This window comes from Streptomyces sp. NPDC051555, assembly GCF_044454405.1.
Classification (GTDB): domain Bacteria; phylum Actinomycetota; class Actinomycetes; order Streptomycetales; family Streptomycetaceae; genus Streptomyces.
Genome location: NZ_JBITDP010000009.1, coordinates 169905 through 191810, shown reverse-complemented (window position 1 = coordinate 191810; position 21906 = coordinate 169905). Strand labels below are relative to the sequence as shown.

Here is a 21906-nt window from a genome sequence, read left to right as displayed (position 1 = left end):
CCCCCGGTGGTCGGGGGCCCGCCGTCGGGGCGCGGTCCTGCGAAGGAGCGGCCTGGCGAAGGGGCGGCCTTGCGAAGGGGCCGCTTCGCGAAGGGGCCGGATCAGAAGCCGGGCGGCTCCGTGTAGGTGCCCCACTCGTCCCGGAGCACGTTGCAGATCTCGCCGAGCGTCGCCTCGGCCCGTACGGCGTCCAGCATCGCCGGGATCATGTTCGAGCCGTCGCGCGCGGCGGCCAGCATCGCGTCCAACCCGGCCCGCACCTTCGCGTCGTCCCGGCGGGCCTTGCGCTCCGCCAGTTCGCGGACCTGGACCACCTCGACCTCGTGGCTGACCCGGAGGATCTCCAGGTCGCCGGTGACGGAGCCGTGGTGCACGTTGACGCCGACGACCCGCTTGTCGCCCTTCTCCAGCGAACGCTGGTACTGGAAGGCCGACTCGGCGATCTCGCCGGTGAACCAGCCGTCCTCGATGCCCCGCAGGATGCCCGAGGTGATCGGCCCGATCGGGTGCTGTCCGTTCGGATGGGAGCGCAGCCCGCGCTCCTTGATCTGCTCGAAGATCTTCTCGGCGTCCGCCTCGATCCGGTCGGTCAGCTGCTCGACGTACCAGGCACCGCCGAGCGGGTCGGCCACATTGGCCACCCCGGTCTCCTCCATCAGCACCTGCTGCGTGCGCAGCGCGATCTCCGCGGCCTGCTCGCTCGGCAGCGCGAGGGTCTCGTCGAGGGCGTTGGTGTGCAGGGAGTTGGTGCCGCCGAGGACCGCCGCCAGCGCTTCGACGGCCGTGCGGACGACGTTGTTGTACGGCTGCTGGGCGGTGAGGGAGACCCCGGCCGTCTGGGTGTGGAAGCGCAGCCACATGGATTTGTCGGACTTCGCCGCGTACACCTCCTTCATCCAGCGCGCCCAGATCCGGCGGGCGGCGCGGAACTTGGCGATCTCCTCGAAGAAGTCGAGGTGCGCGTCGAAGAAGAAGGACAGGCCGGGGGCGAAGACGTCCACGTCCATGCCGCGCGAGAGTCCGAGTTCGACGTAGCCGAAGCCGTCCGCGAGGGTGTACGCCAGCTCCTGCGCGGCCGTCGCCCCGGCCTCGCGGATGTGGTAGCCGGAGACGGAGAGCGGCTTGTAGGCGGGGATGCCCTGCGCGCAGTACTCCATCAGGTCGCCGATGAGGCGCAGGTGCGGCTCGGGTTCGAAGAGCCACTCCTTCTGGGCGATGTACTCCTTGAAGATGTCGGTCTGCAGCGTGCCGTTGAGGACGGCGGGGTCGACGCCCTGGCGCTCGGCGGCGACGAGGTACATGCAGAAGACCGGCACGGCGGGCCCGCTGATCGTCATCGAGGTGGTGACGTCGCCGAGCGGGATGTCCTTGAACAGGACCTCCATGTCGGCGGCGGAGTCGATGGCGACGCCGCAGTGCCCGACCTCGCCGAGAGCGCGCGGGTCGTCGGAGTCGCGGCCCATCAGGGTCGGCATGTCGAAGGCGACCGAGAGGCCGCCGCCGCCCGCCGCCAGGATCATCTTGTAGCGCTCGTTGGTCTGCTCGGCGTTGCCGAAGCCGGCGAACTGCCGGATGGTCCAGGTCCGCCCGCGGTAGCCGGTGGCGTGTAGGCCCCGGGTGTACGGGTACTCCCCGGGCCAGCCGATGCGCTCGAAGCCCTCGTAGGTGTCTCCGGGCCGGGGACCGTACACCGGTTCGACCTCGTCGCCGGAGAGCGTGGTGAAGTCGGCCTCGCGGGTGCGGGCCCTGTCATAACGGGCCTGCCAGCGAAGGCGGCCTTGCTCGATGGCGTCAGCGTCCATGCTTCGAATTTACTAGGACGTCCTAGTAAATGTCGATGGCCCACCCCGGGAAGTCGTCCCGGGGTGGAGGAGATCGAGTGCCGCTCCAGTGCGGAGCGGCGTCCTCAGGCCTTGGCGGTCGCGGGCACGGGGGCGCCGCTCACCAGGGGCTCGATCTCGGCGCGGACCTTGCGCTCGACGAAGAACGCGGCGAGCGGGATCGTGCCGGAGACCATGACCCACAGCATCTTGCCGAAGGACCACTTGGCCTTGGAGCTGAGGTCGAAGGCGAAGACCAGGTAGATCATGAAGAGCACGCCGTGGGCCTGGGAGACCACGAAGGTCAGGTCGGCGCCCTTGTCGAAGCCGTACTTGAAAATCATGCAGGTGCACAGCACCAGCAGCATCACTGCGGTGGCAAAGGCCATCACCCGGTAGCGGGTCAGCACGCTTCGTTTCATGAACACGAGCGTAACCGTCCGTTTTGCGCGATCTTGACGGGGGTGGCGGCCCCTCCCGGGCGTCGGCCGGGGGCGGCGGCCGGGCGCGGCGGCCCGGCCTACTTCTCGTCGAAGTCGTCCGCGGCCACTCGCAGCGGCCGCAGCAGCGCGAAGATCTCGCCGCACTCCTCCGCGTCGTAGGCGCCCAGCCCGAACTCCATCTCCATCAGGTCCCGGGTCGCCGACTCCACGACCTCGCGCCCCTTGTCCGTGATCGAGGCGAGCGTGCCGCGGCCGTCGTTCGGGTTGGGGCGCTTGGCGACCAGGCCGGAGCGGACCAGGCGGTCGACGGTGTTGGTCACCGAGGTCGGGTGCACCATCAGCCGCTCGCCGATCTTCGACATCGTCAGCTCGCCGGCCTTGGAGAAGGTCAACAGGACGAGCGCCTCGTAGCGCGCGAAGGTGAGTCCGTACGGCTTCACCACCGCGTCGACCTCGCCGAGCAGGATCTGGTGCGCCCGCATGATCGAGGTGATCGCGGCCATCGAGGGCACCGGCCCCCAGCGCCGCTGCCAGAGTTCGTCGGCGCGGGCGATGGGGTCAAAGGGGAGACTGAGCGGCTTGGGCACGCACCCGACCCTACCCGCCGGTCATTTGAGGGCGGGGGCCGTCTCACACTTCGACCCGGACGGGGCGCTCGCCCGCAGTTCGGCCAGCAGGAACAGCACGCATCCGGTGCCGAGCACTCCGGATCCCACCACCACCGCGTGCACCGGCCAGAACTCCGCCGCGAGCCCGGCCAGTGCCATGCCCACGCCCTGGAGGGTCATCAGCCCGGTGCTCAGCAGGGTCATGGCCCGCCCGCGCAGTGCATCGGGGACCGCGTCCACGTACCACTGGTCGAGGCCGAGGGTGTAGGCGTGCGCCAGGCCGGCGGCCAACAGGAGGGCCGCCAGCGGCCACACCCCCGGGCGGACGGCGTACCCGAGCAGCGGCAGCAGGCCCACGGCCGCCAGCGGGGCCACGATCCGGGAGCGGGCGCCGGCGCCGAGCGCGGAGCCCGCCCAGAGTTCGCCGGCGATGGTGCCGACGGGCATCGCGCACATCAGCAGGCCGAGCGCGGCCGTGCCGGCGCCGAGGTGCTCGACGTACGGCGCCATCAGCGCCTCCGGTACGACGACGAAGAGCGGCGGCAGCCAGAACATCAGGGTGACCGCGCGGAGCCGGCGGTCGCCGAAGACGGCCCGGACCGCGGCGAAGGGCGAGGTCGCAGCGGCGCCGGCGGCCCGGGCCGGACGGGCGCGGGTCCCCAGCCGCAGCAGCAGGGCGGAGCAGACGAAGGTCACGGCGGTGATCGCGATCGCCCCGCGCGGCGGGATCGCGGTGAGCAGGATCCCGCCGACGCCGAAGCCGACGAGCTGGGCGCTCTGGGCCACCATCCGCAGCAGCGAGCGGCCGAGGACGTAGGCGTCGCCGTCGCCGAGGATGTCGGCGAGCGAGGCGCTGCGGGTGCCCTGGAAGAGCGGCGCGACGAAGGCCATGGCGCAGCGCAGCACGAAGAGCAGGGCGACGGGCGTCCCCGGCAGCACCATCGCGGCGGCGCACAGCGCGCAGACGAGGTCGCAGACGACGAGCACCCGGCGGGCGGGATGGCGGTCGGCGATGCCGGCGAGGAGCGTGCCGCCGAGGGCGTAGGGGAGGAAGCCGAGGGCGAAGGTGAGGGCGCCCAGGAGCGGGGAGCCGGTCGCCCGGAAGACCAGGACGGTGAGCGAGATCTCCGCGACGACGAGGCCGAGGACGGACATGAGGTGGGCGGCGAAGACGGGGCGGAACTCGCGGACGCGGAAGGCCGCGCCGTAGCCGGGGGGTGCGGATGCCATGCCCGGAGCCTGCCGCCGCCGTCCCACCCGCCCCAGTGATTCGGGCCCACCCGAATCTCCCGCGGGCGTCCGGCTCCCCCGGGCGGCCCGGGTCACCCGGGCGGCCCGGGTCACCCGTACGGCCCAACGGGGAGGGTCGGGAACGAGAATCGCCCGCTCGGCCGCATCCCGTTCGACACGCCCTGAATTGTCCATTTTTGTAGGAATATCGATTCCGGATCGAGCACTGGAGGGACCGTGCGGCCGCAAGGCTTCGACTACGAGACCCACCGCTGTCTCGCCGGTCCGCTCGAAGAGCCGGAACCGGGTCCGACCGGTGTCTACCGGGTCCAGTACCGCTCCCTCCTGTCGCGCGAGCCGCATCGAATACGCGCCGTCGCGCTCATGACGCTCGCACCGGTGCTCTCCGCCGTGCTCTTCCTCTACCTCGTCTGGCCGAGCCACTGGACGGTCCGCGAGGGCGCCGCCCGCTGGCTGGTCCACTGCGACACCGTGATGCTCGTGTCCATCGCGCTGATCATGCTCTTCATGCTGGTCAACGTCGTGTCCATCGCCCACGCCACGATGGTGGCCCGCGATCCGGTCCCGGTCCCGGCCGAGCCCGGCACCCGGGTCGCGTTCCTGACGACGTACGTGCCCGGCAAGGAACCCCTCGCCATGGTGCGGACCACCCTCCGGGGCGCCGTGGGCATCCACCACGACGGACCGCTCGACGTCTGGCTGCTCGACGAGGGCGACGACCAGGCCGCCCGGGAACTGTGCGCGGAGCTCGGCGTCCGGCACTTCACCCGCAAGGGCGTACCCGAGTGGAACACCCGCAAGGGCGCCCACCGCGCGAGGACCAAGCACGGCAACTACAACTCCTGGCTGGTCGGGCACGGGGAGGACTACGACTTCTTCGCCTCGGTCGACACCGACCACGTCCCGACGCCCGACTTCCTGGAGCGGATGCTCGGCTACTTCCGTGACCCCGACACCGCCTTCGTCGTCGGTCCGCAGGTCTACGGGAACTACACCGCCTCCGTCACCAAGGCCGCCGAGTCCCAGCAGTACCTCTTCCACGCGCTGATCCAGCGCGCGGGCAACCGCTACGGCGCCCCGATGTTCGTCGGCACCAACAACGCCGTGCGGATCAGCGCACTGCGCCAGGTCGGCGGACTGTACGACTCGATCACCGAGGACATGGCCACCGGTTTCGAGCTGCACCTGCGCCGCAACCCCGCCACCGGCCGGTTCTGGCGCTCCGTCTACACCCCGGACGTGCTCGCCGTCGGCGAGGGCCCGGCCTCCTGGACCGACTTCTTCACCCAGCAGCTGCGCTGGTCGCGCGGGACCTACGAGACCCTCTTGCGGCAGTACTGGAAGAGTTTCTTCCGGATGCCTCCCGGCCGCTGGCTCAACTACACGCTGATGCTCGTGTACTACCCGATGACCGCCGTGAACTGGCTCCTCGGCATCCTCAGCTGCGTGCTGTTCCTCTGGCTCGGCGCCTCCGGCACCCAGGTCTCCTCCGAGGTCTGGCTGATGCTGTACACCGACGCCGCCGCCCTCCAGGTGGGCCTCTACCTGTGGAACCGCCGCCACAACGTCTCGCCCCACGAGCCCGAGGGGTCCGGCGGACTGGCCGGCATGGCGATGTCCGCGATCTGCGCTCCCGTGTACCTGAAGTCGCTCGGCTCCGCGGTGCTGCGCACCCGGGGCTCCTTCGTCGTCACCCCCAAGGGCGGCGACGCCAGCCCGGACCGGCTGGCGACCTTCCGGATCCACCTCTTCTGGGCCCTCGTACTGATCGCCTCCCTGGCCGCCTCGGTGCGCTACGACCACACCCACGTGGCCATGCGCGTCTGGGCGGTCCTCGCGCTCTGCATCACCCTCGCCCCCCTCGCCGTCTGGAGCACGACCCGCCTGCGCGCGCGCCGCGCCGGGGGCCGGTCCGGCGGTCACGAGCCCGGGGAGGAACCGGAAGCGGCCCTCGCGACATCAGGAGGGAAGTGACCCATGGCCTACCGGCCCTCGAAGCGGTTCAAGAAGACGGCCCTGGGCGCGAGCGCGGCCCTCGTGCTGGTGGCGCTCAACGCCCCGGCGACGCTCTCCTTCGCCGGGGACACGTACCACGCGTACAAGATCGGGCAGTCCAGCTACAAGATCCAGTACGGCTCGTGGAACCTGATCGACCTGCCCGACCGGTACAAGGTCAACGCCATGCACGCGGCCCTGCTGCACACCGGCAAGGTGCTGCTGATCGCGGGCTCCGGCAACAACCAGCGCAACTTCGACAAGGGCACCTTCGACACCATCCTGTGGGACCCCTCGAACGACACCTTCAAGAAGATCCCGACCCCCGAGGACTTCTTCTGCTCCGGGCACGCCCAGCTGCCCGACGGGCGACTGCTGGTGGCGGGCGGCACCGCCCGCTACGAGGTGCTCGACGGCAAGGTGACCCGGGCCGGCGGCGGCATGCGGGTCAAGAACGAGAGCCCGGACAAGGCCGTCACCCTGAAGAAGGGGACCCGCTTCCGCTCACCGACCGGAGTCGAGTACATCTCCCGCTTCGACGTCACCGTGCCCAGGGCCACGCGCGAGTTCGAGATCACCTACGGGCGGGGCGGGCAGATGCGGCCCTGGCGCACCAAGGTGACCGCCGCCGAGGCGCGGGTCTTCGTGGAGGCCGTGCGGGAGGGCCGCGAGGGGCTGACCACCGAGGCGGCGCAGTACGAGGTCCTCGGGCTGCGGGGCGAGGACGCCGCCAACGTCTACGGTCTGGCCGAGCGGCTGAGCACCGTCAAGCAGGACTTCCAGGGCATCAAGTCGGCCTACGAGTTCGATCCGCTGGCCGAGAAGTACATCCCCGTCGACCCCATGAAGGACGCCCGCTGGTACCCGACCCTCGTCGGCCTCCAGGACGGCCGGGTGCTCGCGGTATCCGGCCTCAACGACGTCGGCGACGTGGTCCCGGGCGACAACGAGATCTACGACCCGCAGACCAAGAAGTGGGCCAAGGGCCCCTTCCACTACTTCCCCACCTACCCCGCCCTCTTCCTCACCCAGGGCGGCAACCTGCTCTACACCGGCTCCAACGCGGGCTACGGTCCCAAGGACAAGGGCCGCGCGCCGGGCGTGTGGAACCCGACGACGAACGAGTTCAAGAAGGTCGGCGGGCTCGCCGACACCGACCAGCTCGAAACCTCCTCCTCCGTCCTGCTGCCGCCCGCCCAGGACCAGAAGGTGATGGTGCTCGGCGGCGGCGGCGTCGGCGAGTCCAAGCTCTCCACCCGGCGCACCGCCGTGATCGACCTCAAGGCGGACTCCCCCGTCTTCCGCACCACCGCCCCGCTGCCGCAGGGCACCCGGTACCTGAGCAGCGTGCTGCTCCCCGACGACTCGGTCTTCACCACCGGGGGCTCCACCGACTACCGCGGCCGGGGCGCCTCCGACATCCACAAGGCGCAGTTCTACTACCCGCGCAGCGACTCCTTCGTGGCCGCCGCCGACCCCACCGTGGGCCGCGACTACCACTCCGAGGCCCTCCTGCTGCCCGACGGGCGGGTGGTCACCTTCGGTTCCGACCCGCTCTTCGCCGACAAGGACAACACCAAGCTCGGCACCTTCGAGCACCGGCTGGAGGTGTACACCCCGCCCTACCTCTACCGGGACCCGGCGCGGCGGCCCGTCCTCGGCGCGGGTCCGGACGAGGTGGAACCGGGCGGCCGGGCCGCCTTCACGAGCCCGCACCCGGAGCGGATCGAGCGGGCCCGGCTGATGCGGCCCAGTGCGGTCACGCACTCCACGGACGTCGAGCAGCGCTCCGTCGAGCTGGGGCTGACGCGGACGAAGGACGGCGTCACGCTGGAGGTGCCGGGCGACCCCACGCTCGTACCCCCCGGCTGGTACATGCTCTTCGCGGCCGACGCGGACGGGACGCCGTCGGCGGCCAAGTGGATCCGGGTCAGGGCGCCGCGGACGGCGCCGCCGTCCTCGGACGTGGGGTGGATGCCGCCCGAATGAGGTCGCGGGTCGGTCCCTGGCCAGGTCGGCTCCCGGTCCCCGCGGGTCAGTCCCTGGCGCGGCGGGCGAGGCCCAGCGCGTAATCCGGCCACCAGCGGCCGGCGGCCGGACCGCCCCGGCAGGGGCCGTCCGACTCCCCCGGGCGCTTGATCCACAGATACGCGTCGACCAGCGGATCGCCGGTCCGGTCGGTGGGCCGCACGCCCAGCGCCCGGCCCGGCGGATTGCACCAGGCCTGCTGCCGGCCGCCCGGCAGCGGGCCCTCGCCGTTGCGACTGGTGTCGATGACGAAGTGCTTGCCGTTGGTGCCCTTGGAGAGGACCGCGCCGTACGCCCGCCCGGCCGCGTCCGGCTGGAAGTTGGACACATTGAGCGAGAAGCCGTCGGCGCGGTCGATGCCCGCCTTGAAGAGCGGCCCGACCAGCTTCATCGGGTCCGGGATCCACGCCGGGTTGCCCGCGTCCAGGTAGACCTTGGTGTTCTTGTTCCGCTTCAACCGGTCGACGGCCTCCGACAGCAGCCGGGAGCGCTCCTCGTGGTGGTCGACCTGGGTGCAGCCGTCCACCATGTGCGGGACGGCGTCCGGCTCCAGGACGACGATCGCCTTCGCCTCGCCGATGTTGTCGGCGAAGGCGCCGATCCAGCTGCGGTAGGCGGTGGCGTCCGGGGCCCCGCCCGCCGAGTGCTGGCCGCAGTCGCGGTAGGGGATGTTGTACGCGGCGAGCACCACCGTCCGCCCCGCCGCGCGGGCCCCTTCCACGGCCCGGCGGATCTCCGGCCCCGGATCGTCGCCCGGCCCCCACAGGGCCATCGGCTGGTCCGCGATCCGGCGCAGCACCTGGGCGTCGCTGTTGCGGCCCTGCGCCTCCCAGGTCTCGACCTGCCGGGCCGCGTCGCTCTGCGGGTCCACCCAGTACGGCGACCCGACGGCCGCCGGGTCGGCGGGCGCGGCCGCCTGCGTCCGCGCGGGCGCGGCGCCCTGCCCGGACGAGGTGCAGCCGGCGGTGACCGACAGTGACAGGAGGACGAGGCTGGTCACGATGGTGATGCGGCGGCGGCCTGGCATCCGGCTTCCTCGGGACGGCGGGACGGGCTGCGGACCGGGACATCGTGACATGACGGACAGTAGCCGCGCGGTCGCGACACCGCGGTCGGCGCCGCTCACGACTCGACCGGGGGCACCCCCGTGGCCAGCGCGATCCCGAGCGGGGTGCGCTCGTAGAACACCTGGTGGCGCTGGCGGCGCGGCTCCAACAGGCCCGCGCCGCGCAGTGCCTGGAGGTGCGCCGAGACGGAGGAGGGCGCGAGGCCGAGGCGGTGGGCGAGCGCGGTCGTCGAGGCCGGTTCGCGCAGCGCGCACAGGACGTCGGCCCGCGCGCGGCCCAGCAGCCGGGCGAGGGCCGCCGGGGTCTCCTCGGCGGCCCGCGACCACAGCGCGCCGATCCCCCGGGCCGGATAGACGACGGTGGGCTGCCAGGGCGGGTCGTAGATGCCGATCACCTTCGGCCAGACGAAGGCGCTCGGCATCAGGAGCAGACCCTGGCCGTCGAGCGTGCGGTCGTGCTGGGTGCGGCGCTCGATCGTCAGCGTCCCCTCGGACCAGGTGAGGTCGGGGTGGAGCCCCTCGAAGAGCCCGGCCAGCCCGGAGGCGGCGAAGCGGCGCGAGTGGAAGAGGACGTCGGCCTCCAGGATGGCCCGCAGCCGGGGCCAGTGCGGGGCGACCAGCGCGTGCCAGGCCCGCTCGGCGAGGTCGGCCAGGTCCCGTACGGCCCGCTCGGGATCGGCGAGCAGCGCCCGGCCGGTCCCGCTCTCCAGGGCGCCGGGGGTGCAGGAGAGGGAGAGCCGGATCTCCGCCTGCGCGGCGATCGGATCCACGGCGCGCACCCGGGCCAGCTCCTCCTCGAAGGTGACGTCGGGGCCGAGCGGGGGCGGGCACAGGAAGTCGGGATTGTGCCCGCGGTGCGGCATGAGCAGCCACAGGGGCCGCAGGTCGAGCCCGGCCGCGGCGCCGCGGATGCCGTCCAGCCAGGGCAGGTGGTAACCGTGCCGCTCGGGCAGCTTCAAGGTCCGCACCGCCTCGACGGTCTCCCAACACGGCGAGATGGCGAACCGACACCGCAACAGATCGGCGGCCCCGAACCGATACCGAACCGCCATGCACTCCCCCTCCATGCGTGAGACCAGGGCGGGCCGGCCCGCCTCTGCGGGTCCTGACGCGCCGCGCTTCAGTCTGGCCGAAAAAACACCCTCCACCGGCCCGCAGCCGCTCGCCCGTCCTGACGCTCCCACACCCCGGGGACCACCCTCGCGCAAGCTGACGCAAGCCGCTCCGCTGGGGCGGCCGCTCGGGCCCTGGTCTCAGAACGCGTGCCTGACGCGCCGCCCGGACCCCGGCGGGCCGTGCCCGGCGTCGCGCTTGGCTCGGCGTCATACGCGTCATACACTTCGATGGTGGCCAAGACCAGGATCACCATCAGCCTTGACGAAGACCAGGCCGACCGCATCAGGCTGCACGCCGAGCGGGCCGGCTTGGACGTGTCCGCGTACCTCGTGCACGCGGCGACGCGGCAGATGGCCGAGACCGAGGCCATAGAAGATCAGTTCGCGGGCGTGGACGGCACCATCGCGGCGGCCGAGGCCGCGGCCGCGGGTATCCCTCCAGAGGCCGCTGCCCCCCTCGACGCATTGACCGAGCAGGAGCGACGAGAGGTCGAATCCGCCCTCGACCTCGTCTACGGGCCCGATCGACCCGGCGCCCGCTCGGGCGAAGCCGCGTGACCGTACGGGTCCCCGTCTACGACACGGGCATGCTGATCGCCCTGGCAGACCGCAAAGCCAAGCCCGCCCGCCTGCACGAGGCCTTGAAGGCCACCCCGCACCGGGCGCTCGTCCTCGGTCCGGTACTGGCCCAGGCGTGGCGCCCGAATCCGGCGCTCGTGCACGCACTCGGCGCCACTCTCAAAGACTGCACGGTGCCGCAGGCCCGTAGCTCGGCCCCGGCGATGCGTGAGACCAGGGCGGGCCGGCCCGAGTGCATCGCCTGCGCGACGGGCTTCGACCTGGCTGACTGGCATCGGATCGGCACCGTCCTGGGCCAGGCACAACTCCCACCGAAGAAGCGGCCCGACGCGGTGGACGCATGCGTGGCCCTGGCCGCCACGAAGCACGGCAGTGCGGTGATCTTCACCAGCGACCCGGAGGACATCTCCGCGTACCTGGCCGTGCTGAATCCCCCGGACGTGCACGTCCACGCCGTGTGAGGGCGCTGGGGGCGTCAGCCCTCGGCGAGGTGGCGTTCGACCGTTTCGATCTTCGAGGTCATGCCGTCGCTGACGCCGGGGCGGATGTCGGCCTTGAGGATGAAGGAGACCCGGGGGGCGCGCGCCTCCACGGCGGCCACCGCGCGCTTCACCACGTCCATCACCTCGTCCCACTCGCCCTCCACCGTGGTGAACATGGCGTCGGTGCGGTTGGGCAGCCCGGACTCGCGCACGACGCGGACCGCGTCGGCGACGTACTCGCCCACCTCTTCGCCGACCCCCAGCGGGGTCACGGAGAACGCGATGATCATGCGCGGGCCGCCTCGCGGGCCCGCGCGGCCAGCACGCTGTCGGCCTCGTCGCGCTTGAGGATCCGGTCGCCGAAGAGGCCGCCGAAGGGCAGCAGCGCGAACAGGAAGAACAGGGCGACCTTCTTGACCGGCCACTTCGCCTTGTGCCACACGTCGAGCAGGAAGACCGCGTAGATCACGAACAGGATGCCGTGCAGGATGCCCAGCGGCATCATCAGGTAGTCGATGTCCGAGATCCGGCTGAGCAGCGAGCCGAAGATCAGCAGCGCCGGGAACGACAGCGCCTCCGGTACGGAGATGAGGCGCAGCCGGTGCAGGGCGGAGGCGGTCTTGATGTCCACGGGGAACCTTCGGGGTGGAGGCCGGGGGTCGCCTCCAGTGTCTCAGCAGCCTCCGGTGATCTTCCGGCGGGTCCGACTATGACGGATATCGGCCAGCGGGCTCTGTTCGCACCGCCCCGCTGCCGATAACGTCTTCCCGTGGCTCAGTTCCGACTCCAAGGCAGCAAGGTGCTCGCCGTCGACCTGACCGGGGATGCCGTCAAAGCGAAGAACGGCTCCATGGTCGCGTACGACGGTCAGATGGCCTTCAAGAAGATGACCGGCGGTGGCGAGGGCCTCCGCGGGATGGTCACGCGACGGCTCACCGGTGAGCAGATGACCGTGATGGAAGTGCAGGGGCACGGCACCTGCTTCTTCGCCGACCGCGCGAGTGAGATCAATCTGGTCGATCTCCGTGGCGAGAAGCTCTACGTCGAGTCCAGCAACCTCCTGTGCACCGACGCCGGTCTGCGCACCGGCACCACCTTCACCGGGCTGCGCGGCGGGGCGACGGGCAACGGCCTGTTCACCACGACCGTCGAGGGCTCGGGGCAGGCGGCGATCATGTCCGACGGTCCGGCCGTGGTGCTGCGGGTCAGCGGTCAGTACCCGCTCTCCGTGGACCCGGGCGCGTACATCGCGCACACCGGCAACCTCCAACAGCACTTCCAGTCCGGGGTGAACTTCCGCACCTTGATGGGCGAGGGCTCGGGCGAGTCCTTCCAGATCCGCTTCGAGGGCGAGGGCCTGGTCTACGTGCAGCCCAGCGAGCGCAACACCATCGGGGGCGACCTCTGATGCCGTTCCGCGAGATCAACTCGAAGATGATCGAGGCCCAGGTCGTGCCCGGGCAGAAGCTCTACAGCCAGCGCGGGGCGATGCTCGCCTACCGCGGCGAGGTCTCCTTCACCCCGAACCTCACGGGCGGCCAGGGCGGCGTCATGGGCATGATCGGGCGCCGGGTGGCGAACGAGCAGACCCCGCTGATGACGGTCGAGGGCAGCGGCACCGTGATGTTCGGCCACGGCGGCCACCACGTCCAGGTCATCAACCTCACCGGCGAGACCCTCTACGTCGAGGCCGACCGACTGCTCGCCTTCGACGGCACCCTCCAGCAGGGCACGATGTTCATGGGCTCGCAGGGCGGGGTCATGGGCATGGTGCGCGGCCAGGTCACCGGCCAGGGCCTGTTCACCACGACCCTCAAGGGGCACGGCGCGGTCGCCGTGATGGCGCACGGCGGGGTCATCGAACTGCCGATCACCCCGCAGCGCCCGATCCACGTGGACCCGCAGGCCTACGTCGCCCACCACGGCGAGGTGCGCAACAAGCTCTCCACCGCGCTCGGGTGGCGTGACATGGTGGGGCGCGGTTCGGGCGAGGCGTTCCAGCTGGAGCTGTCCGGCCAGGGCGCGGTGTACGTACAGGCCTCGGAGGACAAGCTGTGAACTACGGACCGGTGCCGGGCGGCCCCGGCGGGCCGACGGTCTTCGACCCGCACACGCTGCCGTCCGACGACAACGTCAATGCGTACACCTTCTGCGTGGAACTCAAAGGGAGTCAGTGGTTCCTGCAGAAGGGCAAGATGATCGCCTACTACGGGCGCATCGAGTTCAACGGGATCGGCCACGGCCGGTTCGACCGGCTGCTGCGCACGAGCTTCCACTCGCCGCTGCACGCGAGCGACTGGGTGGTGGCCGAGGGGCAGGGCAAGATGCTCCTCGCCGACCGGGCCTTCGACGTGAACTCCTTCGACCTGGAGAACGGGAACCTGACGATCCGGTCGGGGAACCTGCTGGCCTACCAGCCCACCCTGGCCCTGAAGCAGTCGATCGTCCCCGGCTTCCTGACGCTCATCGGAACCGGGAAGTTCGTGGCCGCGTCCAACGGACCGGTGGTGTTCATGGAACCACCGCTGCGGGTCGATCCGCAGGCACTGGTGGGCTGGGCGGACTGCCCCTCACCGTGTCACCACTACGACCACGGGTACATGTCCGGAGTGCTGGGCGGGCTGCGCTCGCTCACCGGCATCGGCGGCACCTCGGGCGAGGAGCACCAGTTCGAGTTCGTCGGGGCGGGCACGGTGCTGCTCCAGTCCACCGAACTGTTGATGGCGGAGCAGGCGGTCGGGGCCGTGGGAGCGGGCGCCGGCGAGCCGGGCGTGCCGGGGGCCGGGATCGGGGCGCAGGGGCCGCTGTCCCAGCTGGGCGTGCCGCGGATGCCGGGGCAGCTCGGGGACCTCCAGCGGCGCTTCGGCCTGTGAAGCCGGTTTGACATGCAATTTTGTACGTAATTCAACTTCTTAGGTAGAGTTCATTCATGGAGACCATGGAGACCGACACGGCCACTCGTTGGCTCACCGACGCCGAGCAGTGCGTGTGGCGCACGCACCTGGACGTCAGCAGGCTGCTGATGCACCAGCTGGAAAAGGATCTCCAGCCCTTCGGGCTCACCAACAACGACTACGAGATCCTGGTCAACCTCTCCGAGTCCGAGGGTCTGCGGATGCGGATGAGCGACCTCGCCACCTCGACCCTCCAGTCCAAGAGCCGGCTCTCGCACCAGATCACGCGCATGGAAGCGGCGGGGCTGGTCATCCGGGTCAACTGCGAGTCCGACCGGCGCGGTCTGTACGCCGTGCTGACCGAGGCCGGCATGGAACTCATGCGCAAGGTCGCCCCGCACCACGTGGCGTCGGTGCGCAAGCACTTCATCGACCTGCTGACCCCCGAGGGCCTGGCGGACCTGCGGGCGTCGCTGGGACCGGTCGCCGACCACCTGCGGGACCAGCGCGGCAAGGCCTGAGCGCGCGCGGCCGGCCCGCCCGCGGGCCCGCCGCGCCGATCCTCCCGGCACCCCCCAGCATGGTGAGGGGGTCTTTTCCGGCAGGGAGGTCACTCATGAAGCGCAAGCTGTTCGTCTCGTCCGCCGCGGCCGTGGTCCTGGTCGCCGGCGGCCCCGTCGCCGCCGCCGCCGCATCGACGGCGGGCGACGCGGCGCGGGCCCCGACGGCGGTGACCGCCGTACCGGCCGACGTATCGGCCGAGACGGCCGCCGGCGCGGCGCTGAAGAAGTTCCCCGGCGTCGTCGAGTCGCTCGACAAGGACGGCTCCGTCTGGCACGTCGACGTGATCGGCAAGGGCGGCAAGCACGCGGAGCTGGAGGTCGACTCCAGCAGCGGCGCGGTCACCCAGCAGAACAGCGACGACAACGACGACAACGACAACGGGTACGCGGCCCTGATCGCCGCCAAGGTCACCGCCATCCAGGCCCTGAAGGCCGCCGTCGCCGCCCACCCGGGCCAGGTCCGGTCGGTCAGCTGGGACGACGACGACAATGACAACGGCAAGACGTCCCGCTACTGGAACGTCGAGGTCAAGACCTCGGGCGGGCAGACGCAGAACGTCCACGTCGACCCCACCTCGGGCAAGGCCACCCTGTCTCACGACTCCGGCGACAACGACGAGAACAGCGACGGCGGCAGCGACGGTAGCGACGGCGGCAGCAACTGACACACGAGAGCCGCGCCCCCGGCTTCCGGGGACGCGGCTCTCCGCACGCGGGTCGGGCGGTCCGGTCAGGCGTTGGGACGCTTGCCGTGATTCGCCTTCTTCTTCCTGCGGGCTCGCTTCTTGTTGCCGCGCTTCGCCATGACGCACTCCCTGGGTCGGGGCATTCCGGGCGTTCGCCAGTTTAGGCGGACCCCGCGGAGCGCGCATCAGAACGCCGGATCAGGCCTCCGTCAGCGTCGCCAGCAGGGTGTCGGAGGCGGCGTACGGATCCAGCTCGCCGGCCGCCACCCGGGCGGCCAGCGCGTCGAGGCGGGCGTCCCCGTGCAGGTCGGCCAGCCGGGCCCGCAGCTCGGTGATCGCGATCGTCTCGACCTCACGGGCCGCACGCGCCCGGCGGCGCTCCTCCAGCACCCCGCGCTCGTCCATCCACGCCCGGTGCTTCTCCAGGGCCTCCACGACCTCGTCGATGCCCTCCCCGCGGGCCGCCACCGTCTTGATGATGGGCGGCCGCCAGCTGCCCGGGCCCCGGGACTCCCCGAGGCTCAGCATGTGGTTCAGCTCGCGGGCGGTGGAGTCGGCGCCGTCCCGGTCGGCCTTGTTCACCACGTACACGTCGCCGATCTCCAGGATGCCCGCCTTCGCGGCCTGGATCCCGTCGCCCATGCCCGGGGCCAGCAGCACCACGGAGGTGTCCGCCTGGGAGGCGATCTCCACCTCCGACTGCCCCACGCCCACGGTCTCCACGAGGACCACGTCGCAGCCCGCCGCGTCCAGCACCCGGATCGCCTGCGGGGCGGACCAGGCGAGGCCGCCCAGGTGCCCGCGGGTGGCCATCGAGCGGATGTAGACCCCGGGGTCCGAGGCGTGGTCCGACATCCGCACCCGGTCGCCGAGGAGCGCCCCGCCGGAGAACGGCGAGGAGGGGTCCACGGCCAGCACCCCGACGCGCTTGCCCGCGCGCCGGTACGCCGATACGAGCGCCGAGGTCGACGTGGACTTGCCCACGCCGGGCGAGCCCGTGAGGCCCACCACGTACGCCCCGCCGGTCAGCGGGGCCAGGGCCGCCATCACCTCGCGCAGCTGCGGGGACGCCCCCTCGACCAACGAGATCAGCCGGGCCACGGCCCGCGGCCTGCCCTCCCGGGCCTGGGCCACGAGCGAGGGAACGTCCACCGTCGTCATGCGATCAGCCCTTACGCCTTCGAGTCGGAACCGGGAGCCGGCACGCGCACGATCAGCGCGTCGCCCTGACCGCCGCCGCCGCACAGGGCGGCCGCGCCGACCCCGCCGCCGCGCCGCTGCAGCTCCAGCGCCAGGTGGAGCACCACGCGGGCGCCGGACATGCCGATCGGGTGGCCCAGGGCGATCGCGCCGCCGTTGACGTTCACCCTTTCCGGGTCGACGCCGAGGTCCTTCATTGACTGGACCGCGACGGCCGCGAAAGCCTCGTTGATCTCGATCAGGTCCAGGTCGGCGACCTCCAGCCCGTCCTTCTTCAGGGCGTGCAGGATCGCGTTCGAGGGCTGCGACTGGAGCGAGTTGTCGGGACCCGCCACATTGCCGTGGGCGCCGATCTCGGCGATCCACTCCAGGCCCAGCTCCTCGGCCTTCGCCCGGCTCATCACGACCACGGCGGCCGCGCCGTCGCTGATCTGGGACGAGGTACCGGCGGTGATCGTGCCGTCCTTCGCGAAGGCCGGGCGCAGCCGGCCCAGGGACTCGACCGTGGTCTCGGCGCGGATGCCCTCGTCCTCGGCGAAGACGACCGGGTCGCCCTTGCGCTGCGGGATCTCCACCGGGGTGATCTCGGCGGCGAAGACGCCGTTCTTCTGCGCGGCGGCGGCGCGCTGGTGGGAGGTGGCCGCGAAGGCGTCCTGCGGGGCGCGCTCGATGCCCAGCCGGGTGTTGTGCTTCTCCGTGGACTCGCCCATCGCGATGTTCTCGAAGGCGTCGGTGAGGCCGTCGTAGGCCATCGCGTCGAGCATCTCGATGGCGCCGTACTTGTAGCCCTCGCGCGACTTGGGCAGCAGGTGCGGGGCGTTGGTCATCGACTCCTGGCCGCCCGCGACCACGATGTCGAACTCTCCGGCGCGGATGAGCTGGTCGGCGAGCGCGATGGCGTCCAGACCTGACAGACACACCTTGTTGATGGTGAGCGCGGGAACGTTCATGGGGATGCCGCCCTTGACCGCCGCCTGGCGGGCGGGGATCTGGCCGGCGCCCGCCTGGAGCACCTGACCCATGATCACGTACTGCACCTGGTCACCGGTGATCCCGGCCCGGTCCAGCGCGGACTTGATGGCGAAACCGCCGAGGTCGGCACCCGAGAAGGACTTCAGCGAGCCGAGCAGTCGCCCCATGGGCGTGCGGGCCCCGGCGACGATCACTGAAGTGGTGTTGTTCGTTCCGGACATGAGGCACAGCCCCTTGGATGAGAGGAGTGAACGAGGGTTTACCCGAATGTACTGAGCGGTACCCGCGCCGTCACCGGGGCGCAGGTGTGATCGCTGGCACGTTGCGTGACCGCCCTCCTCCAGAGTGCACTGGTCCCATGCTGACAAGAATCGACCACATCGGGATCGCCTGCTTCGACCTGGACAAGACCGTCGAGTTCTACCGTGCCACGTACGGCTTCGAGGTGTTCCACTCCGAGGTCAACGAGGAGCAGGGCGTCCGCGAGGCCATGCTGAAGATCAACGGGACCTCCGACGGCGGCGCCTCCTACATCCAGCTCCTGGAACCCACCCGCGAGGACTCCGCGGTCGGCAAGTGGCTGGCCAAGAACGGTGAGGGGGTGCACCACATCGCCTTCGGCACCGAGGACGTCGACGGCGACTCCGAGGCCATCCGCGGCAAGGGCGTCCGCGTCCTGTACGACGAGCCGCGCAGGGGCTCGATGGACTCCCGGATCACCTTCCTGCACCCCAAGGACTGCCACGGTGTCCTCACGGAACTGGTCACCGCCAACCCTGAGCACTGACCGCCCGATTCCCCGGCCGGTAGAGTGAGGGTGGCTCGGCCGGGGTTCGGTGCGCAGAGGGGTCGGGGCCTGCGGGTCTCGGCCCGCCATCTGACACCATTCCCCCGGGGGCGTCGTTCAGCGGGCGGACGATGCTCATTTGGGAGTGAGCTTGCGACCAGGGGACGGATGGGACCGCGCTGTGCGGGGCTACGAAAGCCAGGAGAGCCATCAGGCCGAGGCCGACCATCTCTCGCGGTTCGAGGCCGAGATGGAGCGGCTGAAGAAAGAACGCGGGAAGGCCGTCCAGCACGCCGAGGACCTGGGGTACCAGGTCGAGGTGCTGCGCGCCAAGCTCCATGAGGTGCGCCGCAGTCTCGCGTCCCGCCCCGCCTACGACGGTGCGGACATGGGCTACCAGGCGGAGCAGCTGCTCCGCAATGCCCAGATCCAGGCCGATCAGATGCGGTCGGACGCCGAGCGCGAACTGCGCGATGCCCGGGCCCAGACCCAGCGCATCCTCCAGGAGCACGCCGAGCACCAGGCGCGCCTGCAGGCCGAGCTCCACGGCGAGGCCGTCAACCGGCGCCAGCGCCTGGACCAGGAACTGAACGAGCGCCGCCAGACCGTCGAGGCCCACGTCAACGAGAACGTGGCCTGGGCCGAGCAGCTGCGCGCCCGTACGGAGGCCCAGGCCCGCCGGCTCATGGAGGAGTCCCGCGCCGAGGCCGAGCAGTCGCTGAACGCGGCCCGGACCGAGGCCGCCCGGCTCGCCGAGGAGGCCCGCCGCCGGCTCACCGCCGACGCGGAGGCCTCCCGCGCCGAGGCCGAGTCCACCCTGCTGCGGGCCCGCAAGGAGGCCGAGCGGCTGCTGACCGCCGCTTCGGCGCAGGCCCAGGAGGCGACCGAGCACGCCGAGCGGCTGCGCACCAGTACGTCCGCCGAGGCCGAGCAGACCCGGCAGCAGACCATGGACCTCGGCCGGGTGGCCGAGCAGCGGGTGCAGGAGGCCGACGGCGCGCTGCGCGAGGCCCGCTCCGAGGCGGAGCGGGTACTGAGCGACGCCAAGGAGAGCGCCTCCCGCCAGCTGGCGTCGGTGGAGTCCGTCAACGAACAGCGCACCCGCACCGCCAAGGAGCAGGTCGCCCGGCTCGTCGGCGAGGCCACCAAGGAGGCCGAGGCCCTCAAGGCCGAGGCCGAGCAGCTGCTCGCCGATGCCCGCGGCGAGGTCGACCGGGTGACCGCCGAGGCCGGCGACAAGGCCCGTACCGCGGCCGCCGAGGACACCGCGGCCCAGCTCGCGAAGGCGGCGCGCGCCGCCGAGGACGTGCTCGACAAGGCGTCCGAGGACGCCCGCGCGACCACCCGGGCCGCCTCCGAGGAGGCGGAACGGATCCGCGGCGAGGCGGAGGCGGAGGCCGAGCGGCTGCGCGCCCAGGCCGCGGCCACCGCCGACGAGCTCAAGGGCGCGGCGAAGGACGACACCGAGGAGTACCGCGCCCGCACGGTCGAGCTCCAGGCGGACGCCCGGCGGCTGCGCGGCGAGGCCGAGCAGCTGCGCGCCGAGGCCGTCGCCGAGGGCGAGCGGATCCGCGGCGAGGCCCGCCGCGAGGCCGTCCAGCAGATCGAGGAGGCGGCCCGGACCGCCGAGGAGCTGCTCGGCAAGTCCAAGGCGGACGCGGACGAGCTGCGCGGCGGGGCGACCGCCGAGAGCGAGCGGGTGCGCGCCGAGGCCGTCGAGCGCGCCACCACCTTGCGCCGGCAGGCCGAGGAGACCCTGGAGCGCACCCGCGCCGAGGCCGACCGGCTGCGCGCCGAGGCCCAGGAGCAGGCCGAGGCGCTGCACGCCGAGGCCGAGGCGGCCGTGGCCGCGCGCCGCGAGGAGACCGACCGGGCCCTGGCGGGGCAGCGCACCGAGGCGGACGCCGAGTTGGTGCGCCTCCAGCAGGAGGCCGAGAGCCGACTCGCGGGCGCCGAGCAGACGCTGAAGGACGCCCGTGCGGCGGCCGAGGGCATCCGCCGGGAGACCACCGAGGAGAGCGACCGGCTGCGCGCCGAGGCGGCGGAGCGGATCCGCACCCTCCAGGCGCAGGCGGAGGCGGAGGCCACCGGCCTGCGCACGGACGCCGCCGAGGAGGCCGGGCAGACCCGGGCCGAGGCGGAGCAGACCGGGATCCGGCTGCGCACGGAAGCGCAGACCGAGGCCGAGCGACTGCGCACCGAGGCCCAGGAGACCGCGAACCGGCTGCGCGCCGAGGCGAAGGCGGCGGCCGAGCGGGTCGCCGCGGAGGCCGCGGAGGCGCTGGCCGCCGCGCAGGAGGAGGCCGCCCGGCGTCGCCGGGAGGCCGAGGAGACCCTGACCTCGGCCCGTACCGACGCGGAGAGCGAGCGGGCGCAGGCCCGCGAGCAGAGCGAGGAACTGCTGGCGCAGGCCCGCAAGCGCTCGGAGGAGGCCACCGCCGAGGCGGTCTGGCTGACCGAGGAGGCCGAGCGGCGCGCGTCCGAGGTGGTGTCGGCCGCCGAGGCGACCGCCCAGCAGGTCCGCGACGCCGTCGCCGGCCTGCACGAGCAGGCCGAGGAGGAGGTCGCCGGGCTGCGCAGCGCGGCGGACCACGCCGCGGAGCGCACGAAGACCGAGGCACAGGAGGAGGCGGACCGGGTCCGCGGCGACGCGTACGCCGAGCGGGAGCGGGCCACCGAGGACGCGAACCGGATCCGCAGCGAGGCCCGGCTGGAGACCGACGCGGCGAAGGCACTGGCCGAGCGGACCGTCGGGGACGCGATCGCCGAGGCCGAGCAGCTGCGCACGGACACCGCCGACTACGCGCAGCGGGTGCGCACCGAGGCCACGGACGCGCTGGCCGCGTCCGAGCGGGACGCCTCGCGGACCCGCGCCGACGCCCGTGAGGACGCCAACCGCATCCGCGGGGAGGCGGCGGAGTCCCTGGAGACCTCCCGCGCCGAGGGTGTCCGGATCGTCGCCGAGGCGACGGAGCGGGCCGAGGCCCACACGGAGCAGACCCTGGCCGCGAACGCCCTGACCGTGGGCGAGGCCGCGGCCGAGGCCGAACGGCTCACCGCCGCGGCGATCGCCGCGGCGGACGCCACCCGCGCCGAAGCCGCGAACACCCTCGACGAGGCCCGCACCGAAGCCGGACGACTGCGCACCGAAGCCGCCGAACAGGCCGACCACCTCATCGGCGAAGCCACCGCGGAAGCGGAGCGGCTCGCGGAGGAGACCCGAGCGGCCAACGAGCGCACGGTGGGCGAGGCCGCGGCCGAGGCCGAACGGCTCACCACCGGGGCGATCGCCGCGGCGGACGCCACCCGCGCCGAAGCCGCCAACACCCTCGACGAGGCCCGCACCGAAGCCGGACGACTGCGCACCGAAGCCGCCGAACAGGCCGACCACCTCATCGGCGAAGCCACCGCGGAAGC

At 72.0% G+C, this 21906-nt stretch carries 22 protein-coding genes; 11 read left to right on the top strand and 11 right to left on the bottom strand.

The window, feature by feature from the left end:
* Positions 1-101: 101 nt before the first annotated feature.
* The 4 genes from ACIBEA_RS20565 to ACIBEA_RS20550 form a co-directional block, all read right to left on the bottom strand.
* Positions 102-1802, bottom strand: a complete 1701-nt coding sequence (locus tag ACIBEA_RS20565) for a methylmalonyl-CoA mutase (RefSeq protein WP_399262812.1) — start codon at positions 1800-1802, stop codon at positions 102-104.
* Positions 1803-1906: 104 nt separating this feature from the next.
* Positions 1907-2242, bottom strand: coding sequence for a DUF3817 domain-containing protein (locus tag ACIBEA_RS20560; protein WP_399262811.1), 336 nt, complete (start codon positions 2240-2242; stop codon positions 1907-1909).
* Positions 2243-2340: 98 nt separating this feature from the next.
* The gene (locus ACIBEA_RS20555) at positions 2341-2850 is read right to left on the bottom strand and encodes a MarR family winged helix-turn-helix transcriptional regulator (protein WP_399262809.1); all 510 of its coding nucleotides are present in this window, start codon (positions 2848-2850) and stop codon (positions 2341-2343) included.
* Positions 2851-2871: 21 nt separating this feature from the next.
* Positions 2872-4101 (bottom strand): MFS transporter, encoded by a 1230-nt coding sequence (locus ACIBEA_RS20550; RefSeq protein ID WP_399262807.1) that lies wholly within the window; start codon positions 4099-4101, stop codon positions 2872-2874.
* Between the two features lie 237 nt (positions 4102-4338).
* Between ACIBEA_RS20550 and ACIBEA_RS20545 the strand changes: the two genes are divergently transcribed.
* Positions 4339-6096, top strand: coding sequence for a glycosyltransferase family 2 protein (locus ACIBEA_RS20545; RefSeq protein WP_399262805.1), 1758 nt, complete (start codon positions 4339-4341; stop codon positions 6094-6096).
* A 3-nt stretch (positions 6097-6099) separates the two neighbouring features.
* A complete protein-coding gene (locus tag ACIBEA_RS20540) occupies positions 6100-8106 on the top strand; it encodes a galactose oxidase-like domain-containing protein (protein WP_399262803.1) in 2007 nt (668 codons plus the stop codon).
* Between the two features lie 46 nt (positions 8107-8152).
* Here the strand turns inward: ACIBEA_RS20540 and ACIBEA_RS20535 are convergent, their stop codons facing one another.
* Positions 8153-9172: a glycoside hydrolase family 6 protein gene (locus tag ACIBEA_RS20535; RefSeq protein WP_399262800.1), complete on the bottom strand. Its 1020-nt coding sequence runs from the start codon at positions 9170-9172 to the stop codon at positions 8153-8155.
* A gap of 95 nt (positions 9173-9267) precedes the next feature.
* Complete coding sequence (locus ACIBEA_RS20530) at positions 9268-10263, bottom strand: DUF5937 family protein (protein WP_399262798.1); 996 nt, start codon at positions 10261-10263, stop codon at positions 9268-9270.
* Between the two features lie 291 nt (positions 10264-10554).
* Between ACIBEA_RS20530 and ACIBEA_RS20525 the strand changes: the two genes are divergently transcribed.
* Entirely contained in the window at positions 10555-10884 is a 330-nt protein-coding gene (locus tag ACIBEA_RS20525) for a hypothetical protein (protein ID WP_399262796.1), read from the top strand.
* Entirely contained in the window at positions 10881-11366 is a 486-nt protein-coding gene (locus ACIBEA_RS20520) for a hypothetical protein (protein WP_399262795.1), read from the top strand. Before ACIBEA_RS20525 ends, ACIBEA_RS20520 begins: the two co-directional genes overlap by 4 nt.
* Before the next feature lie 14 nt (positions 11367-11380).
* Here ACIBEA_RS20520 and ACIBEA_RS20515 read toward each other — a convergent pair whose 3' ends face one another.
* Together ACIBEA_RS20515 and ACIBEA_RS20510 are read right to left on the bottom strand one after the other, a co-directional pair.
* A complete protein-coding gene (locus tag ACIBEA_RS20515; protein ID WP_365618316.1) occupies positions 11381-11677 on the bottom strand; it encodes an MTH1187 family thiamine-binding protein in 297 nt (98 codons plus the stop codon).
* On the bottom strand, positions 11674-12018 hold the full coding sequence (locus ACIBEA_RS20510; protein WP_399262793.1) for a DUF3817 domain-containing protein: 345 nt from the start codon (positions 12016-12018) through the stop codon (positions 11674-11676). The genes ACIBEA_RS20515 and ACIBEA_RS20510 overlap by 4 nt, the downstream gene beginning before the upstream one ends.
* Positions 12019-12156: 138 nt before the next feature.
* On the opposite strand from ACIBEA_RS20510, the gene ACIBEA_RS20505 reads away from it, so the two are divergent.
* From ACIBEA_RS20505 to ACIBEA_RS20485, 5 genes are all read left to right on the top strand, one after another.
* The gene (locus tag ACIBEA_RS20505; RefSeq protein WP_330332690.1) at positions 12157-12795 is read left to right on the top strand and encodes an AIM24 family protein; all 639 of its coding nucleotides are present in this window, start codon (positions 12157-12159) and stop codon (positions 12793-12795) included.
* The gene (locus ACIBEA_RS20500; protein ID WP_354379920.1) at positions 12795-13445 is read left to right on the top strand and encodes an AIM24 family protein; all 651 of its coding nucleotides are present in this window, start codon (positions 12795-12797) and stop codon (positions 13443-13445) included. Before ACIBEA_RS20505 ends, ACIBEA_RS20500 begins: the two co-directional genes overlap by 1 nt.
* A complete protein-coding gene (locus ACIBEA_RS20495; RefSeq protein WP_399262791.1) occupies positions 13442-14260 on the top strand; it encodes an AIM24 family protein in 819 nt (272 codons plus the stop codon). Before ACIBEA_RS20500 ends, ACIBEA_RS20495 begins: the two co-directional genes overlap by 4 nt.
* Positions 14261-14325: 65 nt before the next feature.
* On the top strand, positions 14326-14802 hold the full coding sequence (locus tag ACIBEA_RS20490) for a MarR family transcriptional regulator (RefSeq protein ID WP_354380107.1): 477 nt from the start codon (positions 14326-14328) through the stop codon (positions 14800-14802).
* A gap of 95 nt (positions 14803-14897) precedes the next feature.
* Positions 14898-15509 carry a PepSY domain-containing protein gene (locus ACIBEA_RS20485; RefSeq protein ID WP_399262790.1) on the top strand — a complete coding sequence of 204 codons (612 nt, stop codon included), beginning with the start codon at positions 14898-14900 and terminating at the stop codon, positions 15507-15509.
* A gap of 65 nt (positions 15510-15574) precedes the next feature.
* Here ACIBEA_RS20485 and ACIBEA_RS20480 read toward each other — a convergent pair whose 3' ends face one another.
* From ACIBEA_RS20480 to ACIBEA_RS20470, 3 genes are all read right to left on the bottom strand, one after another.
* Positions 15575-15649: a 50S ribosomal protein bL37 gene (locus tag ACIBEA_RS20480; RefSeq protein WP_107089157.1), complete on the bottom strand. Its 75-nt coding sequence runs from the start codon at positions 15647-15649 to the stop codon at positions 15575-15577.
* 79 nt (positions 15650-15728) lie between these two features.
* Complete coding sequence (gene meaB, locus ACIBEA_RS20475; protein WP_399262788.1) at positions 15729-16691, bottom strand: methylmalonyl Co-A mutase-associated GTPase MeaB; 963 nt, start codon at positions 16689-16691, stop codon at positions 15729-15731.
* An 11-nt stretch (positions 16692-16702) separates the two neighbouring features.
* Positions 16703-17923, bottom strand: coding sequence for an acetyl-CoA C-acetyltransferase (locus ACIBEA_RS20470; protein WP_399262786.1), 1221 nt, complete (start codon positions 17921-17923; stop codon positions 16703-16705).
* Positions 17924-18060: 137 nt separating this feature from the next.
* On the opposite strand from ACIBEA_RS20470, the gene mce reads away from it, so the two are divergent.
* Complete coding sequence (mce, locus tag ACIBEA_RS20465; RefSeq protein WP_354379916.1) at positions 18061-18489, top strand: methylmalonyl-CoA epimerase; 429 nt, start codon at positions 18061-18063, stop codon at positions 18487-18489.
* 181 nt (positions 18490-18670) lie between these two features.
* Positions 18671-21906, top strand: a 3236-nt coding sequence (gene scy, locus ACIBEA_RS20460; protein WP_399262784.1) for a polarized growth protein Scy, incomplete at its 3' end; no start/stop codon positions are given.

Excerpts from the sequence above, each read along its gene's own strand:
- ACIBEA_RS20565 (WP_399262812.1), bottom strand. The coding sequence starts at position 1,802 with ATGGACGCTGACGCCATCGAGCAAGGCCGCCTTCGCTGGCAGGCCCGT.
- ACIBEA_RS20560 (WP_399262811.1), bottom strand. The coding sequence starts at position 2,242 with ATGAAACGAAGCGTGCTGACCCGCTACCGGGTGATGGCCTTTGCCACC.
- ACIBEA_RS20550 (WP_399262807.1), bottom strand. The coding sequence starts at position 4,101 with ATGGCATCCGCACCCCCCGGCTACGGCGCGGCCTTCCGCGTCCGCGAG.
- ACIBEA_RS20540 (WP_399262803.1), top strand. The coding sequence starts at position 6,100 with ATGGCCTACCGGCCCTCGAAGCGGTTCAAGAAGACGGCCCTGGGCGCG.
- ACIBEA_RS20535 (WP_399262800.1), bottom strand. The coding sequence starts at position 9,172 with ATGCCAGGCCGCCGCCGCATCACCATCGTGACCAGCCTCGTCCTCCTG.
- ACIBEA_RS20530 (WP_399262798.1), bottom strand. The coding sequence starts at position 10,263 with ATGGCGGTTCGGTATCGGTTCGGGGCCGCCGATCTGTTGCGGTGTCGG.
- ACIBEA_RS20525 (WP_399262796.1), top strand. The coding sequence starts at position 10,555 with ATGGTGGCCAAGACCAGGATCACCATCAGCCTTGACGAAGACCAGGCC.
- ACIBEA_RS20515 (WP_365618316.1), bottom strand. The coding sequence starts at position 11,677 with ATGATCATCGCGTTCTCCGTGACCCCGCTGGGGGTCGGCGAAGAGGTG.
- ACIBEA_RS20500 (WP_354379920.1), top strand. The coding sequence starts at position 12,795 with ATGCCGTTCCGCGAGATCAACTCGAAGATGATCGAGGCCCAGGTCGTG.
- ACIBEA_RS20490 (WP_354380107.1), top strand. The coding sequence starts at position 14,326 with ATGGAGACCGACACGGCCACTCGTTGGCTCACCGACGCCGAGCAGTGC.
- ACIBEA_RS20485 (WP_399262790.1), top strand. The coding sequence starts at position 14,898 with ATGAAGCGCAAGCTGTTCGTCTCGTCCGCCGCGGCCGTGGTCCTGGTC.
- meaB (WP_399262788.1), bottom strand. The coding sequence starts at position 16,691 with ATGACGACGGTGGACGTTCCCTCGCTCGTGGCCCAGGCCCGGGAGGGC.
- ACIBEA_RS20470 (WP_399262786.1), bottom strand. The coding sequence starts at position 17,923 with ATGTCCGGAACGAACAACACCACTTCAGTGATCGTCGCCGGGGCCCGC.
- mce (WP_354379916.1), top strand. The coding sequence starts at position 18,061 with ATGCTGACAAGAATCGACCACATCGGGATCGCCTGCTTCGACCTGGAC.